17 protein-coding genes are annotated in these 16,698 nt (G+C 74.9%); 2 read left to right on the forward strand and 15 right to left on the reverse strand.

Annotated features, from left to right (window positions below):
- Positions 1–102: 102 nt before the first annotated feature.
- The 9 genes from ACI780_RS23875 to clpB all read right to left on the reverse strand — a co-directional run bounded on the left by ACI780_RS23875 (position 103) and on the right by clpB (position 10,111).
- The gene (locus ACI780_RS23875; protein ID WP_176449825.1) at positions 103–246 is read right to left on the reverse strand and encodes a GPGG-motif small membrane protein; all 144 of its coding nucleotides are present in this window, start codon (positions 244–246) and stop codon (positions 103–105) included.
- 165 nt (positions 247–411) lie between these two features.
- Positions 412–834: a DUF3151 domain-containing protein gene (locus ACI780_RS23880; protein ID WP_457006007.1), complete on the reverse strand. Its 423-nt coding sequence runs from the start codon at positions 832–834 to the stop codon at positions 412–414.
- Positions 835–837: 3 nt separating this feature from the next.
- Positions 838–1,872 carry a class II fructose-bisphosphate aldolase gene (gene fbaA, locus ACI780_RS23885; RefSeq protein ID WP_456869994.1) on the reverse strand — a complete coding sequence of 345 codons (1,035 nt, stop codon included), beginning with the start codon at positions 1,870–1,872 and terminating at the stop codon, positions 838–840.
- A 74-nt stretch (positions 1,873–1,946) separates the two neighbouring features.
- Positions 1,947–3,341 carry an FAD-binding oxidoreductase gene (locus ACI780_RS23890; RefSeq protein ID WP_457006008.1) on the reverse strand — a complete coding sequence of 465 codons (1,395 nt, stop codon included), beginning with the start codon at positions 3,339–3,341 and terminating at the stop codon, positions 1,947–1,949.
- Positions 3,342–3,491: 150 nt separating this feature from the next.
- A complete protein-coding gene (gene pyrE, locus ACI780_RS23895; protein WP_456869992.1) occupies positions 3,492–4,037 on the reverse strand; it encodes an orotate phosphoribosyltransferase in 546 nt (181 codons plus the stop codon).
- 80 nt (positions 4,038–4,117) lie between these two features.
- Positions 4,118–4,807 carry a fasciclin domain-containing protein gene (locus ACI780_RS23900; RefSeq protein WP_456869991.1) on the reverse strand — a complete coding sequence of 230 codons (690 nt, stop codon included), beginning with the start codon at positions 4,805–4,807 and terminating at the stop codon, positions 4,118–4,120.
- 172 nt (positions 4,808–4,979) lie between these two features.
- Positions 4,980–6,635, reverse strand: a complete 1,656-nt coding sequence (locus tag ACI780_RS23905; RefSeq protein WP_456869990.1) for a molybdopterin-dependent oxidoreductase — start codon at positions 6,633–6,635, stop codon at positions 4,980–4,982.
- Positions 6,636–6,745: 110 nt separating this feature from the next.
- Complete coding sequence (locus ACI780_RS23910; protein ID WP_457006009.1) at positions 6,746–7,363, reverse strand: hypothetical protein; 618 nt, start codon at positions 7,361–7,363, stop codon at positions 6,746–6,748.
- A 150-nt stretch (positions 7,364–7,513) separates the two neighbouring features.
- Complete coding sequence (gene clpB, locus ACI780_RS23915) at positions 7,514–10,111, reverse strand: ATP-dependent chaperone ClpB (RefSeq protein ID WP_457006010.1); 2,598 nt, start codon at positions 10,109–10,111, stop codon at positions 7,514–7,516.
- Positions 10,112–10,297: 186 nt separating this feature from the next.
- On the opposite strand from clpB, the gene ACI780_RS23920 reads away from it, so the two are divergent.
- Together ACI780_RS23920 and ACI780_RS23925 are read left to right on the forward strand one after the other, a co-directional pair.
- Positions 10,298–10,771, forward strand: a complete 474-nt coding sequence (locus ACI780_RS23920; RefSeq protein ID WP_456869987.1) for a MarR family winged helix-turn-helix transcriptional regulator — start codon at positions 10,298–10,300, stop codon at positions 10,769–10,771.
- A 95-nt stretch (positions 10,772–10,866) separates the two neighbouring features.
- Positions 10,867–11,307 (forward strand): OsmC family peroxiredoxin, encoded by a 441-nt coding sequence (locus tag ACI780_RS23925; RefSeq protein ID WP_456869986.1) that lies wholly within the window; start codon positions 10,867–10,869, stop codon positions 11,305–11,307.
- 79 nt (positions 11,308–11,386) lie between these two features.
- Here the strand turns inward: ACI780_RS23925 and ACI780_RS23930 are convergent, their stop codons facing one another.
- From ACI780_RS23930 to grpE, 6 genes are all read right to left on the reverse strand, one after another.
- Entirely contained in the window at positions 11,387–12,994 is a 1,608-nt protein-coding gene (locus ACI780_RS23930) for an MFS transporter (protein WP_457006011.1), read from the reverse strand.
- 47 nt (positions 12,995–13,041) lie between these two features.
- Positions 13,042–13,515 carry a MarR family winged helix-turn-helix transcriptional regulator gene (locus ACI780_RS23935; protein WP_456869984.1) on the reverse strand — a complete coding sequence of 158 codons (474 nt, stop codon included), beginning with the start codon at positions 13,513–13,515 and terminating at the stop codon, positions 13,042–13,044.
- Between the two features lie 177 nt (positions 13,516–13,692).
- A complete protein-coding gene (locus ACI780_RS23940) occupies positions 13,693–14,214 on the reverse strand; it encodes a MarR family winged helix-turn-helix transcriptional regulator (RefSeq protein ID WP_456869983.1) in 522 nt (173 codons plus the stop codon).
- A complete protein-coding gene (locus tag ACI780_RS23945; protein WP_457006012.1) occupies positions 14,211–14,684 on the reverse strand; it encodes a heat shock protein transcriptional repressor HspR in 474 nt (157 codons plus the stop codon). Before ACI780_RS23945 ends, ACI780_RS23940 begins: the two co-directional genes overlap by 4 nt.
- Complete coding sequence (gene dnaJ, locus ACI780_RS23950; protein WP_457006013.1) at positions 14,681–15,940, reverse strand: molecular chaperone DnaJ; 1,260 nt, start codon at positions 15,938–15,940, stop codon at positions 14,681–14,683. The genes ACI780_RS23945 and dnaJ overlap by 4 nt, the downstream gene beginning before the upstream one ends.
- Positions 15,941–15,986: 46 nt before the next feature.
- Positions 15,987–16,559, reverse strand: coding sequence for a nucleotide exchange factor GrpE (grpE, locus tag ACI780_RS23955; RefSeq protein WP_456869980.1), 573 nt, complete (start codon positions 16,557–16,559; stop codon positions 15,987–15,989).
- Between the last annotated feature and the right edge of the window lie 139 nt (positions 16,560–16,698).

Genomic DNA, 16,698 nt, shown 5'->3' on the forward strand with positions numbered 1-16,698 from the left:
CCCCGCCCGTCCCCCCGGGCCGCCCGCCGCGCCGCCCGGCGCGCGGCCCCCGGACCCCCCCGGCCACGCCCCCCCCCGGCCACGGAGGTCGGGGGCAGGCGATCAGGTGAAGACGCTGACGCCTCCGGGGCCCACGAGCAGGCCGACGACGATCAGGACGATGCCCCACAGCAGTTGCCCGCGGACGATCGCCAGGACGCCGGCGATGACGAGGACGACGGCCAGGATCCAGAGCAGTGTGGCCACGTGCCACCTCCCGAGAGGCGCGTCCCGGACGGACGCTGAGGTCACGGAGTGTGCTCCCGGACCGGGCGTTCCGCCTGGTGAGCGCACGACGTCCGCCGGACGTCCCCCGTTCCGGTGACGCCGGGTCACGTCCCCCGGCACCACGGGGCCGCCGGGCGGGGTCGGTCAGGGCGCGAGGCTGGGGTCGCAGTCGCGCAGCAGCTGGGTGCAGCGCTCCTGCTCGTCGACCTCGCCGATCGCCTCGGCCGCCCGCGCCAGCACGATGACGCAGCGCAGGAAGCCCCGGTTGGGCTCGTGCGACCACGGCACCGGGCCGTGGCCCCGCCAGCCGTTGCGGCGCAGCGCGTCCAGCCCGCGGTGGTAGCCGGTGCGGGCGTAGGCGTAGGCCTCGACGGTGTCGGGGAGCGCCCGCTCGGGACGGTCGATCGCCGCCTCCGCCAGCGCGGCCCACGCCGCGCTCGCCGTGGGGTGGTGCGCGGCGACCTCGGCCGGCGGGTCGCCCGCGGCGAGCTCCGCCTCCGCCTCCGGGTTGCCGGGCAGGAGCGTGGCCGGCGGCTCGCCGAGCAGGTTCTGGTGGGAGTGGGTCATGGGTCAGGCGCTCGGCGACTGGCCGGCCGACAGCAGGTCCTCGCACGCCTCGACGACGCGGGCGGCCATGCCGGTCTCGGCCAGCTTCATGTAGGAGCGCGGGTCGTAGGCCTTCTTGTTGCCGACCTCGCCGTCGACCTTGAGCACGCCGTCGTAGTTGCCGAACATGTGCCCCACGATGGGGCGGGTGAAGGCGTACTGGGTGTCGGTGTCGACGTTCATCTTCACCACGCCGTAGGACAGCGCCTCGCGGATCTCCGACTGCAGCGAGCCCGAGCCGCCGTGGAAGACGAAGTTGAACGGCTTGCTGCCCTCGGGCAGGCCGAGCTCCTGCGACACGACCTCCTGGCCCTGCTGGAGGATCTCCGGCCGCAGCTTGACGTTGCCCGGCTTGTAGACGCCGTGGACGTTGCCGAAGGTGGCCGCGAGCAGGTAGACGCCGCGCTCACCGAGGCCGAGCGCCTTGGCGGTGGCCACGAAGTCGCCGGGGGCGGTGTAGAGCTTCTCGTTGATGTCGTGGGCGACGCCGTCCTCCTCACCGCCGACGACGCCGATCTCGAGCTCGAGGACGATCTTCGCCGCGGCGCACTTGTCGATGAGCTCCTCGGCGATCTGCAGGTTCTCCTCCAGGTCGATCGCCGAGCCGTCCCACATGTGCGACTGGAACAGCGGCGCCTGCCCGGCGTCGACCCGGTCCTTCGACAGCGCGATGAGCGGCCGGACGTAGGAGTCGAGCTTGTCCTTGGGGCAGTGGTCGGTGTGCAGCGCCACGTTGACCGGGTACTTCTCGGCGACGACGTGGGCGAACTCGGCGAGCGCCACCGCGCCGGTGACCATGTCCTTGACCCGGGTGCCCGAGCCGAACTCGGCGCCGCCGGTGGAGAACTGGATGATCCCGTCGCTGCCGGCGTCGGCGAAGCCGCGCAGCGCGGCGTTGACGGTCTCGGACGAGGTGCAGTTGATCGCCGGGTAGGCGAAGCCGCCCTCCTTCGCCCGGCTGATCATGTCGGCGTAGACCTCGGGGGTCGCGATGGGCATCCGGGCACTCCTGTCGATCGACGCGGGTCGCGGTCAGTATCCCGTGCCCGCCGCACGCCGGACAGGCCCCCGTCTCAGGCCCGCCGGCGCAGCACCTTCCCCGGGTTGAGCAGCCCGGCCGGGTCGAGGGCGTCCTTGATGCGCCGGTGCACGTCGAGGGAGACCGCGCCGACCTCCCGCTCGAGCCACCCGACCTTGAGCGACCCGATGCCGTGCTCGCCGGTCACCGTGCCGCCCAGCCCCAGCCCGAGCTCGAGGATGTCGTCGAAGGCGGCGAAGGCCCGGGTGCGCTGGTCGGGGTCGGCCGGGTCGAAGCAGATGGTCGGGTGCATGTTGCCGTCGCCGGCGTGCCCGACGACGCCGATGGTCAGCCCGCGGGCGACGGCGATCGCGTCGCAGCCGTCGAGGAACGCCGCGATGTGCGAGCGGGGGACGGCGACGTCGTCGATGAGGGTGGTGCCCAGCTGCTCGAGCGCGGGTAGCGCCATGCGGCGGGCGGCGAGCAGCAGGTCACCCTCGGCCGGGTCGTCGGTGGTGTGCACCAGGTCGGCCCCGGCCTCGCGGCACAGCCCCGCCAGCGCCTCGATCTCGGCGAGCGCGGCCGCTCCCCCGCTGTCGGACTGGGCGACCAGCAGCGCGTGCGCGTCGCGGTCGAGGTCGGCGTGCAGCAGGTCGTCGACGGCGCAGATGCAGGTGTTGTCCATGACCTCCAGCAGGCTCGGCACCAGCCCGGAGGTGACCACCCGCTCGACGACCTCGCCGGTCTGCGCGGTGGTGGCGAAGGTGGCCACCAGCGTCACCGGCCGCTGCGGTGCCGGCCGCAGCGCCAGCGTGGCCTCGGTGATGACGCCGAGCGTGCCCTCGGAGCCGACGAACAGCCGGGCCAGGTCGTAGCCGGCGACGCCCTTCACGGTGCGCCGTCCGGTGCGCAGCACCTGCCCGTCGGCGAGCACGACCTCCAGGCCGAGCACGTAGTCGGTGGTCACGCCGTACTTGACGCAGCACAGACCGCCGGAGTTGGTGGACAGGTTGCCGCCGATCGTGCACCAGTCGTAGCTCGACGGGTCGGGGGGATAGAACAGCCCGGACCCGGCGACGGCATCGCGCAGCGCCTTGTTGACCACGCCGGGCTGCACGACGGCGAGGCGGTCGGCGGGCGAGACCTCCAGGACGGCGTCCATGCGGGTCATCACCATGGTCACCGCGCCGTCGACGGCGTTGCTCGCCCCGGCCAGTCCCGAGCCGGCACCGCGCGGGACCACCGGGACGCCGTGCCGGGAGGCGATCCGCATGACCGCGGCGACCTCCTGCGTGTTCCGCGGGAAGACGACGGCGGCGGGCGTGCCGGCCTCGGCGAGCATCGCCTGGTCGCGGGCGTAGGCGGCGGTGACGTCGGGGTCGGTGCGGACGCCGTCGGCACCCAGGGCCGCGGTGAGCTCGTCGACCCAGGCGGTGGCGAGTGTGGTCACGCTCACACGGTACGGCGGGCGGTGCCGGGATCAGGTGACCTGATCGTCGGGCGTCCTCCCTCACGGTGGGCGGTGCGGGAGGACGCGCTGCGGTGCGGGAGGACGCGCTGCGGTGCGGGAGGACGTGCTGCGGTGCGGGAGGACGCCGGGTCAGTCCAGGCCGAGGTCGGCGAGCTCGAACGCGGCGCGGTACTCCAGCCCCGCGGCCTCGACGGCGGCCCGCCCGCCGCGGTCGACCACCACGGCGACGGCGATCACCTCGGCGCCGGCCTCCTGCAGCGCCTCGACCGCGGCCAGCGGGCTGCTGCCGGTGGTGGAGACGTCCTCGACGACGAGCACCGTCCGCCCCTCGACGTCGGGGCCCTCGATCCGGCGCTGCAGCCCGTGCGCCTTGCCGCTCTTGCGGACCACGCACGCGTCGAGGAAGCCCTCGCCGGCGGCCGCGGCGTGCAGCATCGCCGTCGCCACCGGGTCGGCGCCCAGGGTGAGCCCGCCGACGACGTCGTAGCGCAGGTCGCCGGTGAGCTGGCGCATCACGCGGCCGACCAGCGGGGCGCCCTCGTGGTGGAGGGTCAGCCGGCGCATGTCGACGTACCAGTCAGCCTCCCGCCCCGAGGACAGCGTGACGCGCCCGCGGACGACGGCCAGGTCGACGACCAGCTCGCGCAGGCGGTCGCGGTCGGGGTGCTGCTGCATGGACAGCGACCCTACGCAGCCGGCCGGCCCGGCTCCCCCCGTGGGAGCCGGACCGGCCGGGGCTGGGGTGCGGGGCTCCGTCAGGCGGTGGGGGCCAGCACCTGGTCGACGATGTAGACGGTCGCGTTCGCCGTCTGCACGTTGCCGCAGACGACGTTCGCCGGGGTGCCGGTGACGGTCTGCGCGACCGTGAACGCCTCGCCGGAGCCCTCGATGGTGACCTCGTCACCGGCGACGGTGGTGTGCGTGCCGGCCAGCTGGTCCGGGGAGAGCCGGCCCGGGATGACGTGGTGGGTGAGGATCTGGGTCAGCTGCGCGTTGTCGGCCAGCACCGCCTGCAGCTGGTCCTGCGGGATCGCCTCGAACGCCGGGTTGGCCGGGGCGATGACGGTGATGTCCGGCGTGGTGTTCAGCGTGTCGACCAGGTTGGCCTGCGTCACCGCCTGCACCAGCGTGGTCAGCACCGGGTTGTTGCTGGCGGCGGTGGCGACCGGGTCGTCGGTCATGCCGGCGAAGCTGCCCTCGCCGTCGGCCGGGACCGAGGAGCAGGCGGCGCCGAAGGGCTCGTCCGTGGCGGGCTCGGCCGCCGGGCTGCTGCTCTCCGCCGCGTCCGAGCTCCCCATCGAGTCCGCGGAGGACGACGAGCTGCCGGCGTCGGGGTCCGAGCTGTCGGTGGCGCCGGCGTCGTCGGAGCTGCAGGCGCTCAGGGTGACGGCGAGGGTGGAGGCGGTGGCCAGCAGGAGGCCGCGGGTCAGGCTGTTCTTCGTCACGGTCGGGATGCTCCTCGGTCGTCGTGCTCGTCCGTCCGGGGACCGGGTGGTCCCCGCGGTGGTCCCTCCCGACCCGTTCGAGGGGTCGGGAGAGGCGTCTGCGGCGCAGGTGGCCGAGACGGGCTCGGGGGGTGTACTGCCCGGCCGGCGGGGGCCAGCCGGGCGGGGACCGCTACCTCGCGATCACCCGGGTGGAGTGCAGGCCGCTGGCCCCGTCGGGGAAGGGCCGGGCGCGCTCCTCGGTCTGCACCTCGCCGTCGGCCGTGGTGGCCCGGACGGTGAGCTGGTAGGAGCCGGGGGCGAAGTCGTGGGGCAGCACCCACTGCCGCCACACGTCGACGCCGGCCTGCGGGGCGAGCTCGGCCTCGCGCCACTCGCCGTCGTCGACCCGGACCTCGACGCGGGCGATGCCGCGCCCCTGGGCCCAGGCCACCCCGGCGATCGGCCGGCGGCCGGCGGGGAACGGGCGCAGCGGGGCGGGGGTGTCGATGCGCGAGGCCACCTTGACGGGCCCCTGCGCGGCCCAGTCGCGCTCCACCCAGTAGGCGTCGAAGGCGTCGAACGTGGTGGCCTCGATCGAGGTCAGCCACTTGCAGGCCGAGACGTAGCCGTACAGGCCTGGGACGACCATCCGGACGGGGAAGCCGTGCTCGACCGGCAGCGGCTCGCCGTTCATCCCGAAGGCCAGCATCGCGTTCTCGACGTCGAGGGCCGCACGGGTCGGGGTGCCGATGGTCATCCCGTCGGAGGAGCGGCAGACGAGCTGGTCGGAGTCGGCGGAGACGCCGTTCTCGCGGAGCAGGGCGCCCAGCGGGACGCCGGTCCAGCGGGCGGTGCCGGCGAGGCCGCCGCCGACCTCGTTGGAGACGCAGGTGAGCGTGACGTCGCGCTCGACGACGTCGTCGCGGTCGAAGAGGTCGGCCAGCGTGTAGCTGCGCGGCGCGTCGAACATCCCGGTGAGGGTCAGCCGGTAGTCGGCCGGCCGGATCTGCGGGACGGTGATCGCGGTGTCGACCCGGTAGAAGTCGCGGTTGGCGGTGAACAGCGGGGTGAGACCGTCGACGCGCTCGGCGAGGTCCGCGCCGGGGGGCAGGGCCGGTGCCGGGGACGACGCCGTGGGCAGGACCAGGCCGCCGCGGTCGGTGCTCACGTCGAAGCGGCGCCGCAGCAACCGGCCGCCGCCGCCGGTGACCGCGGCCGCGGCGAGCGTGACACCGCCGGTGACGACGAAGCGGCGGCGGTCCATGCCGGCGCCCTTGCGGTCGGCCATGGCGAGGGCGCCGCGCAGCCGCTCGAGGACGGCGTCGTCGGGAGCGGCCCGCTCCCCGCCCGGCACGGTCAGGGGGGCGAGAAGCAGCAGGAGGGCGACGGTCCCGGCGAGCGCGCCTCCCGCCGAGGGCAGCGCGTCGAGCAGGGCCCCGGACGGACGGCTGACCGCGGCGAGGGCGCCGATGGCCCCGAACAGCGCGATCCCGGCGATCCCGGCGGCGCGCGAGCGCAGCGCGACCACGCCGACGAGCAGCGCGTACACGGCGACGAGCACCAGCGTGCCGACGACGAGGGCGACCTTGTCGTCCTCACCGAAGGTGCTGACGGCGAACTGCTTGACCGGCTCGGGGACCAGTGTGATGACCGTGTCGCCGACCGCGACGACCGGCGAGGACGTCGGCCCGACGAGGCCGGCCACGAGCTCGGCGACGCCGAGGGCGACGGCGGCGGCCAGCAGGCCGGCGAGCGCGGCGAGCAGCCGGCGCCGGCCGCGGCCGGCGGCGGGGCGGGCCCTGTCCGGTCCGGTGGCCGGCGCGGGGGCCTGCTCGGTGGTGGTCACACCCGGGGTTCGGGACGGCACGGCGAGCGGTTCACCGCGTCCGGTCACGATGCGGTAACGGGCCCGCCGCCTCCCTGGGAGGGGAGTCGGCGGGCCCGGGAGCCGTGCGGTCAGCGGCTGCGGGCGCGCTGCCAGCCGCGGTAGCGGTACCACGCGTTGGCCGGCTTGGCCGCGAGCGCGACGATGCCGACGACGACGAGCACCGTCTGCACGAGGGACAGCACGGTGAGCAGGCCGCTGGTGCCGGTGGCCCCGCCGGCCAGGCCGACCAGACTCGAGAGGACGGCCAGGCCGCCCAGGACCCACAGCACGATCCGCGCCCAGTTGCGGCCCTGCCAGGCGAACCAGATGAACAGCAGCTGCAGCCCGACGAAGACCAGCGCGAAGACGACGCTGGCGGTGATCACACCGGCGCTGGTGGCGTCGCTGACGCCCTGGTAGTCGGCCGGGTCGAGCCCCTGGTCGACCAGCGCCTGGTCGACGAGCTCGTCGAACTGGGCGAAGGTGACGATCGCGCCGAGGACGCCGAGCAGGGTGCTGGCCAGCCACGCGCCGACGCCGAGCTTCACCGCCTGGGGTCGCTCGACCGGCGCCGGGGCGCCCCACGAGTCGGGTGCGGCCGGCGCGGAGCCGTAGCCGCCGTAGGGGGCCTGGCCGTACGGCTGCTGACCGTACGGCTGCTGGCCCGGGGGCGGCTCCCAGCCCTGCGGGCCCTGTCCTGCGGTCATCGCGGTGCGTCTCCTCCGTGTCGGTGCTCGGCGGGGATCATGGTCGACCGGGCGGTGCCCGGCCAGCACCCCCGACACGCGAGGGGCCCGCCGCCCTCCCCTGGGGGAGGACGACGGGTCCCGGTGAGGCCCTGCCACGGCCTCCTCGCTCTAGGCGCGGGTGACGGTCAGCCCGGTGTCTGCCGCGTCCCCGGCCAGGTCGGCCGGCCAGTCGACGACGACGCCGTCGCCGTCGCGGATCTCGCCGGCCAGCAGCGCCCGCGCCAGCGGGTCGCCGATGGCCGACTGGACCAGCCGCCGCAGCGGGCGGGCGCCGTAGACGGGGTCGAACCCGTTGAGCGCGAGCCACTCGCGGGCGGCGTCGGTGACGGTCAGCGTCAGCCGGCGCGCGGCCAGCCGGCGGGCGAGCACGCCGACCTGGATGTCGACGATCCCGGCCAGCTCGTCGCTGCCCAGCGCCCGGAAGACGACGACGTCGTCGAGGCGGTTGAGGAACTCCGGCTTGAAGTGCGACCGGACGACGTCCATGACCGCCGCGCGGCGGGCCTCCTCGGGCAGCGACTGGTCCGCGATGACCTGCGAGCCGAGGTTCGACGTCAGGATCAGGATGGTGTTGCGGAAGTCCACCGTCCGCCCCTGGCCGTCGGTGAGCCGGCCGTCGTCGAGCACCTGCAGCAGCACGTCGAAGACGTCGGGGTGCGCCTTCTCCACCTCGTCGAGCAGCACCACGGTGTAGGGCCGCCGCCGGACCGCCTCGGTGAGCTGGCCGCCGGCCTCGTAGCCGACGTAGCCCGGGGGCGCCCCGACCAGGCGGGCCACCGAGTGCTTCTCGGAGTACTCGCTCATGTCGATGCGGACCATCGCTCGCTCGTCGTCGAACAGGAACTCCGCCAGCGCCTTGGCCAGCTCGGTCTTGCCGACGCCGGTGGGGCCGAGGAACAGGAAGGACCCGGTCGGCCGGTCGGGGTCGGCGATGCCCGACCGCGCGCGGCGGACGGCGTCGGACACCGCGCGGACGGCGTCGGGCTGGCCGACGACCCGCCGGCCGAGCTCCTCCTCCATCCGCAGCAGCTTCGCCGTCTCGCCCTCGAGCAGCCGGCCGGCGGGGATGCCGGTCCAGGCCTGGACGACCTCGGCGATGTCGTCGGGGCCGACCTCCTCCTTGAGCATCGACTCGCCGGTCTGCACCGACTCCTCGGCCGCGGTCAGCGAGCGCTCGAGCTCGGGCAGCCGGCCGTAGCGCAGCTCGGCGGCGCGGGCCAGGGCGCCGTCGCGCTCGGCGCGCTCGGCCTCGGTGCGGACGGTCTCGAGCTCCTCCTTGATCCGCTGGATGCGCTCGATCGCCGACTTGTCCTGCTGCCAGCGGGCGGTGAGCTCGTCGAGCTGCTGGCGCCGGTCGGCCAGGTCGGCGCGCAGCGCCGCCAGCCGGTCCTGCGAGGAGGGGTCCTCCTCCTTGGCCAGCGCCATCTCCTCGATCTCCATGCGGCGCACGGCGCGCTCGACCTCGTCGACCTCGACCGGCCGGCTGTCGATCTCCATGCGCAGCCGGCTGGCGGCCTCGTCGACCAGGTCGATCGCCTTGTCGGGGAGGAAGCGAGCCGTGACGTACCGGTCCGACAGGGTGGCGGCGGCGACGATCGCGGCGTCGGTGATCCGCACGCCGTGGTGGACCTCGTAGCGCTCCTTGAGCCCGCGCAGGATGCCGATCGTGTCCTCGACCGAGGGCTCGCCGACGAAGACCTGCTGGAAGCGGCGCTCCAGCGCCGGGTCCTTCTCGATGTGCTCGCGGTACTCGTCGAGGGTCGTGGCGCCGACCATGCGCAGCTCGCCGCGGGCGAGCATCGGCTTGATCATGTTGCCGGCGTCCATGGCGGAGTCGCCGGTGGCCCCGGCGCCGACGATGGTGTGCAGCTCGTCGATGAAGGTGACGACCTCGCCCTCGGACTCGGCGATCTCCTGCAGGACGGCCTTGAGCCGCTCCTCGAACTCCCCGCGGTACTTGGCACCGGCGACCATGCTCGCCAGGTCCAGGGCCATCAGCCGCTTGCCCTTGAGGCTCTCGGGCACGTCGCCGGCCACGATCCGCTGCGCCAGGCCCTCGACGATCGCGGTCTTGCCGACGCCGGGCTCGCCGATGAGGACGGGGTTGTTCTTCGTGCGGCGGGAGAGCACCTGCACGACGCGGCGGATTTCGGTGTCCCGGCCGATGACCGGGTCGATCTTGCCGTCCCGCGCGCGCTCGGTGAGGTCGACGGCGTACTTCTCCAGCGCCTGGAAGGTGCTCTCCGGGTCGGCTGTGGTGACCTTGCGGGTGCCGCGGACGGTGCGGAAGGCGGCCAGCAGCGCGTCGCGGGTGGCGCCGGCGCTGGTCAGCACGGCACCGGCCTCGCCGTCGGAGCCGGCCAGCCCGACGAGCAGGTGCTCGGTGGAGACGTACTCGTCGCCCAGGGCGCTGGCCTGCTCACCGGCGGCGTTGACCACCCGCAGCAGCTCCCGCGAGGGTGAGGGCGCGGCGACGGTGGCGCCGCTGACGCTGGGCATGCGGCGCAGGGCGGCCTCGGCCTTGGCCCGGACGTCGGCCGGGTCGGCGCCCACGGCGCTGAGCAGGGGGCCGGCGATGCCGTCGGTCTGCTGCAGCAGCGCGACGAGCAGGTGCAGGGGCTCCAGCGCCGCCTGCCCCCGGTCGACCGCCAGCCGCTGGGCGGCCGCGAACGCCTCCTGCGAACGGGTGGTCAGCTTGCTCTCCATGGTGGGTCCGGATGGTCCTCTCGTCGGGTCGCCGGGACGGTCCCGGCGCAACGGCGTGTCGAGGGGTCCAACGGCCGGGAGGTTGAGTCTGTTCCACTCAACTCCGGATCGTGCGCGCTCGGTGGTGACGGCGCCAATCCGGCACAACTGCATGCCGCGCGACCTTCTGGTCCCTACACTCGGAACATGGAACAGACGAGCGTGGAGGGCCGCCTCCCCGCGCCGAGCGTGGCCCTGGACGACCAGCTGTGCTTCGCGCTCTACGCGGCGTCGCGAGCGATGACGGCCCGGTACCGGCCGATGCTCGAGGACCTCGGCCTCACCTATCCGCAGTACCTGGTGATGATGCTGCTGTGGGAGGAGGACCAGCAGACCGTGGGCCAGCTCGGCCAGCGGCTGGCCCTCGACAGCGGCACGCTCTCGCCCCTCCTCAAGCGGCTGACCGCCGCCGGCCTGGTCACCCGTCACCGCCGGGTGGAGGACGAGCGCTCCGTGGCGATCGCCCTCACCGACGCCGGGCGGGCGCTGCGCGACCGGGCCTACGCCATCTCGCAGGACATGATCTGCGCGCTGCGGATGGACGTGGACCAGTTCTCCGACCTCAAGCAGACGCTCAACGTGCTCACCCAGCGCGTCAGCGAGCCCCCGCGGGGTCGGTGACCGGTCCCCGGTGGGTCGCGCGCCGTCCACCGGGGTAGGGCCGCGGGGTCCGGGCCGGCAGCAGTCGTCGGCTCCCCGTCCCCCGGAAGGCAGCCATGCCCACCCGTACCGCACGCACCGCCTGGAACGGCACCCTCGAGCAGGGCTCGGGGCAGGTCGAGCTGTCCAGCTCGAAGGTCGGCACGTTCGAGGTCAACTTCCCCAAGCGCGCGGCCGACGACGCCGGCGGCACGACCAGCCCGGAGGAGCTGATCGCCGCGGCCCACTCGGCCTGCTTCGCGATGGCGCTGTCCAACGAGATCGGCAAGGCCGGGGGCGATCCGCAGTCCCTGGAGATCAGCGCCGACGTCACGCTCGGCCAGAAGGACGGCGCGCCGCACATCACGCGGATCGCGCTGACCGTCCGCGGCGAGGTCGAGGGCCTCGACGCCGACGGCTTCGAGAAGGCCGCCCAGGCGGCCAAGGCCGGGTGCCCGGTCAGCAAGGCCCTCGCCGGTGTCGACGACATCACCCTGGACGCCGCGCTGGAGTCCTGAGGCGGGACGACGGAGGCCCGCTCCCCGGGTGGGGAAGCGGGCCTCCGTCGTGTGAGCGCCGTCGGGTGGAGGCGCCGGGTCAGGCGGCCTCGGCCACCGGCTCGGCCTCGCGGGCCAGCCGCTCCTCGCCGCTCTCGGTCCGCAGCGCGACCTCGCGGACCAGCAGGATGGCCACGACGGCGACCACCGCGATGACCGCGGAGACGAGGAAGATCCGGCCGGTCGCGTCGCCGTAGGAGACGCGGATGAGCTCCTGGATGGCCGGCGGGGCGTCCTTGAGGTCTGCCAGGCCGACGCCGCCCGAGCCGCCGCCGGCCGCGGCCGCCTCCGGCGGCAGGCCTGCGGTGATCAGGTCGGTCACCCGGCTGCTGAGCACCGCACCGAGGACCGAGACGCCGATGGTGCCGCCGAGGCTGCGGAAGAACGCCACCGCCGACGACGCCGCACCCAGGTCGTTCGCGGCCACGGTGTTCTGCACCGCGAGCACGAGGTTCTGCATGGTCATGCCGATGCCGACGCCGAGCACGAAGAGGAAGACGCCGAGCAGGACCATGTCGGTCTCGTGGTCGATGGTCGACAGCAGGCCGAACCCGGCGACGACGAGCAGCGAGCCGGCGACCAGGTACCGCTTCCACCGGCCGTAGCGGGTGATGAGCAGGCCCGAGACGGTCGAGGACAGCAGCAGCCCCCCGACCATCGGGATGGTGAGCAGGCCGGCCGCCGTCGGGGAGTAGCCGCGGGAGATCTGCAGGTACTGGCCGAGGAAGACCGTCGAGCCGAACATCGCCACACCGATCGCGACGCTGGCCACGATGGCGAGGGTCGTCGTCCGGTCGCGGAACAGCCGCAGCGGGACGATCGGCTCGGCCGCCCGCAGCTCGGTCACAACGAAGGCGACGACGGCGAGGGTGCTGCCGGTGAGGAACAGCGCCGTCTCGACCGAGGCCCACGCGAACCGGTCACCGGCGAGGGTGACCCAGATGAGCAGCCCCGAGACGCCGGCGGTGAGGAACGTGGCGCCGAGGTAGTCGATGCGGACCCGGCGCCTGGTCACCGGCAGGTGCAGCGTGCGCTGCAGCAGCACCAGCGCCACCGCGGCGAAGGGCACGCCCACGTAGAAGCACCAGCGCCAGCCCAGCCAGCTGGTGTCGACCAGCAGGCCGCCGAGCAGCGGGCCGCCGACGGTGGCCACGGCCATGACGGCGCCGAGCAGGCCGGAGTACCGGCCGCGCTCGCGGGGGCTGATCATCGCGGCCATCGCGATCTGCACCAGCGCCTGCAGGCCGCCGAGGCCCAGGCCCTGCAGCACCCGCCAACCGATGAGCGTGCCGACCGACTGGGACAGGCCGGCCAGCATCGAGCCGACGATGAAGACCACGATGGAGAGCTGGATCAGCAGCTTCTTGCTGAACAGGTCGGCGAGCTTGCCCCAGATCGGCGTGGACGCCGTCGAGGCGAGCAGGGTGGCGGTGACCACCCACGTGTACTGGCTCTGGCTGCCCCGCAGGTCGGTGATGATCGTGGGGAGGGCGTTGGAGACGACGGTCGAGGACAGGAACGCCACGAACATCGCCAGCAACATCCCCGAGAGGGCCTCGAGGATCTGCCGGTGCGTCATGCGGCCCTGCTGCTCGACCGGCGCCTGCGCCGCCGGTGCGGTCACGGCGGGTTCGCGGGTGGTGGTCACGGTGCTCCTGGCTGGTTCGGCGCGAGTGGGGGACGGACGGGTGGCGGTCACGAGGCGCGCGCGTGGGTGCGCGGCGCCACGGTGCGGTCGAGGTCGGCGGCCAGCCGCTCGAGCAGGTCGCCGAGGTGGCGGGCGTCGTCCTCGTCCCACCCGGCGAGGGCCTCGGCGGCCCACTCGCCGCGCAGCGCGCGGGTCTGTGCCAGCGCGGCGGCGCCGGACCGCGAGAGCCGGATGAGGCTGGCCCGGCCGTCGCGCGGGTCGGGGCGGCGCTCCACGTGGCCGGCGCGCTCCAGGGCGGCGACCTGGCGGCTGGCGACCGAGACGTCGACGCCGACCTGGGCGGCCAGCGCGCTGCAGCGCTGCTCGCCGTCGCGCTCCAGCGGGACGAGCAGCGCCCAGCCGAAGGAGGGCAGCTCGCCGTAGACGGCGTCGGCGGCGCGGGTGGAGACGTGCCGGCCGCTGCGCAGCAGCCGGGCGATCCCGGCGGTCAGCCGGTCGCGGGTGGCGGGCGAGACGGGCATGGGGGTCCTCACGGGGCGAGGGAGTACTTGCAGACACCAACCATACGTCTGATTGGTTGGGGTTTGCAACGATCAGCCCACCGAGACGCCCACCACACGACGACGGCGCCCGGACCGGGATGGTCCGGGCGCCGTCGGCGTCGTGCGCGTGGTGGGGCGTCGTGCGTGTGGTGAGGCTCAGCCCTCGGGCGCCGCCTGCGCCTCGCGGGCCTCGCCGAGCCGGTTGAGCCGCGCCAGCAGCTCGCCCAGGGTGGCGACGTCGTCGGCCGGCCAGCCGGACAGGTCGGCCTCCCAGCGGGCGCGGCGGGCCTCGCGGATGCCGGACAGCCGCGCCGCCCCCTCCGCCGAGGGCCGCAGCACCTGGGCCCGCCCGTCGGCCGGGTCGGGCTCGCGGTCGACCATGCCCAGGGCGACCAGCGACGACACCTGCCGGCTCACCGTGCTCTTGTCCAGGCCCAGCCGGGCGACGAGGTCGCTGGCGCGCAGCGGGCCGCCGTCGGCGAGCAGCGCCAGCAGGCCGTAGGCCGCACCGTCCAGGTCGGGGTGCAGCTCGCGGGCCAGCCGGGCGGAGATGGCCCGCGACCGGCGCAGCAGCAGGCCGATCTCGCGTTCGAGGCGCACGAAGGACTCGTGCTGCTCCGCACCGGTGCTGCCCACGTCCCACTCCACGACGGCGGTCCCGCCCGGGTTCCCGGTCACCGCGACTCGCGGGGCCGCCAGACGACCAGCGCGGAGGTGGCCTGCCGCATCGGCACCAGGTCGGCGCGGCTGTAGGAGGCCGCGAACGAGCCGTGCAGCGCCGCGTCGGAGGCCGCCCGCCGGCGCTCGGACTCCTCCAGCTCGCCGATCAGCTCGTGCACGCGCTGCTGCAGCGCCTCGACCTGCGACTCGAGGTCGATGATCCGCTTGATGCCGGCGAGGTTGACGCCGTCCTCCTGGGACAGCCGCTGGACCTCGCGCAGCAGGGCGACGTCGCGGGGGCTGTAGCGCCGGCCGCCGCCGGGCGTGCGACCCGGGGTGACCAGGCCCAGCCGGTCGTACTGGCGCAGCGTCTGGGCGTGCATGCCGGCCAGCTGGGCGGCCACGGAGATCACGAAGACCGGCGCGTCGTCGGCGACGGCCCGCGCGCCGTTGCGGCGGTCGCGCTCCTCGGCGCCCGGCGCGCTCACCGGGCGCTCCCGTCCCCGGCGCTCCCCCGCCCCGCGCCGGCCCGCTCGGTACCCGCCCGCTCCACGGCCGCGGTGATCTGCGGGCGCGGGTCGCCGAGCTCGGCGTCGAGGGTCTTGACCGCCCGCTCGGCCTCGGCCGAGAGCCGCTGCGGAACGGCCACCTCGACGGTGACCAGCAGGTCGCCGGACCGGCCGCGGCCCGGCACGCCGCGGCCGCGCACCCGCAGGGTGCGCCCGCTGGCGGTGCCCGCGGGCACCTTGAGCGTGACGGTGCCGTCGAGGGACGGCACGGTCAGCGTCGTGCCGAGCACCGCCTCGGGGAAGGTGATCGGCACGGTGAGGGTGAGGTCGTCGCCCTTGCGGCCGAACAGCTCGTGCTCGCTGACGTGCACGACGACGAACAGGTCACCGGCCGGGCCACCCCGCCGTCCCGGCGCGCCCTTGCCGGCCAGCCGGATGCGCTGGCCGTCCTTGACGCCCGCGGGGATCCGCACGGTGATCGTGCGGGTCTGGGTGGTGACGCCGTTGCCCGCGCAGGTGGGGCACGGGTCGTCGACGACCTGGCCGGTGCCGCGGCAGTTGCGGCAGGGCTCGGAGAACGCGAACGCGCCCTGGCTGCGGCTGGTGACGCCGGCGCCGCCGCACACCTCGCAGGTGTGCGGGCTGGTACCCGGCTTGGCGCCGCTGCCGGCACAGGTCGGGCAGGTGCCCGGGCTCTGCATCCGCAGCGGCACGGTGACGCCCAGGACGGCCTCGTCGAACGACAGCGTCGCCTCGGTCTCGACGTCCTGGCCGCGGGCCGGCCCGGACGCCGCCTGCGAGCGCGCCCGGGCCGATCCGGCCGTCGTGCCACCGCCGCCGCCGAAGAGGTTGCCGAACAGGTCGCCGAGGCCCCCGGCGCCGGCCCGCCCGGCGTTGCCCGCGGCGCCGAAGAGGTCGCCGAGGTCGAAGGACTGGCCGCCACCGGCCGACCCCGGGAAGCCGCCGGGGAACCCGGCGCGGGCGCCGGCGCCGCCGGAGCCGAACAGCCGCCGGGCCTCGTCGTACTCGCCGCGCCGCTTGGGGTCGGAGAGCACGTCGTAGGCCTCGGAGACGTCCTTGAACCGGGCCTCGGCGTCGGCGTTGCCCGGGTTCTTGTCCGGGTGCAGGTCCCGGGCCAGCTTCCGGTAGGCCTTCTTGATCTCGGCGGCGTCGGCGTTCTGGGAGACGCCCAGCGCCTTGTAGTAGTCCTTCTCGATGAAGTCCCGAGTGCTCATCGGGCGCCTCCTCTCCTCGCGTCCGGCGTCGCTCGTCGGTGGCCGGTCAGCCCGCGGCCGGGGTCTCCCCCGGCGCGGCCTCGGCGGCCGGGTCACCGGCGGCCGCGTCGCCGGCCGCCGGGGCAGCGCCGGACGGGTCGCTCACCGCCACCATCGCCGTCCGCAGCACCCGGTCGCCGCGGCGGAAACCCTGCCGCAGGACCGTCGTGGCGGTCGGCACGCTGACGTCGTCGGACGTGTCGTGCAGGACCGCCTCGTGCAGTGCGGGGTCGAACGGGTCGCCGGCGGTGCCGAAGGCCGACACGCCCAGGCCGTCGAGCAGCCCCAGGACGCGGTCGGCCACGACCTTGAAGGCGCCGGTCAGGTCACCGTGGTCGCGGGCCCGCTCGATGTCGTCGACGATCGGGAACAGCTGGGCGGCGAACCGCTCGGCAGCCTGGTCGACGACCAGCGCGCGGTCGCGGTCGACCCGCCGCCGGTAGTTGGCGTACTCGGCCGTGACCCGCTGCAGGTCCTCGGTCCGCTCGGCCAGCTGGCGCGACAGGTCGCCGTCGCCGGCCCGGTCGTCGGCCACGCTCTCCTGCACGGGCACCTGGGTGACCGTCTCGTTCTCGCTCATGCGCTCCCCTGGCGATGGGTGGTCAGGTGTCGGTGCCGGAGCCGGGCCCGGCGGGGGGGGGGGGGGGGGGGGGGGGGGGGGGGGGGGGGGGCGGGGGGGGCCCCCGGGGCCCCGCCCAGCAGCCCCGCGCTACACCCCC

Source organism: Geodermatophilus sp. SYSU D00814 (assembly GCF_054050055.1).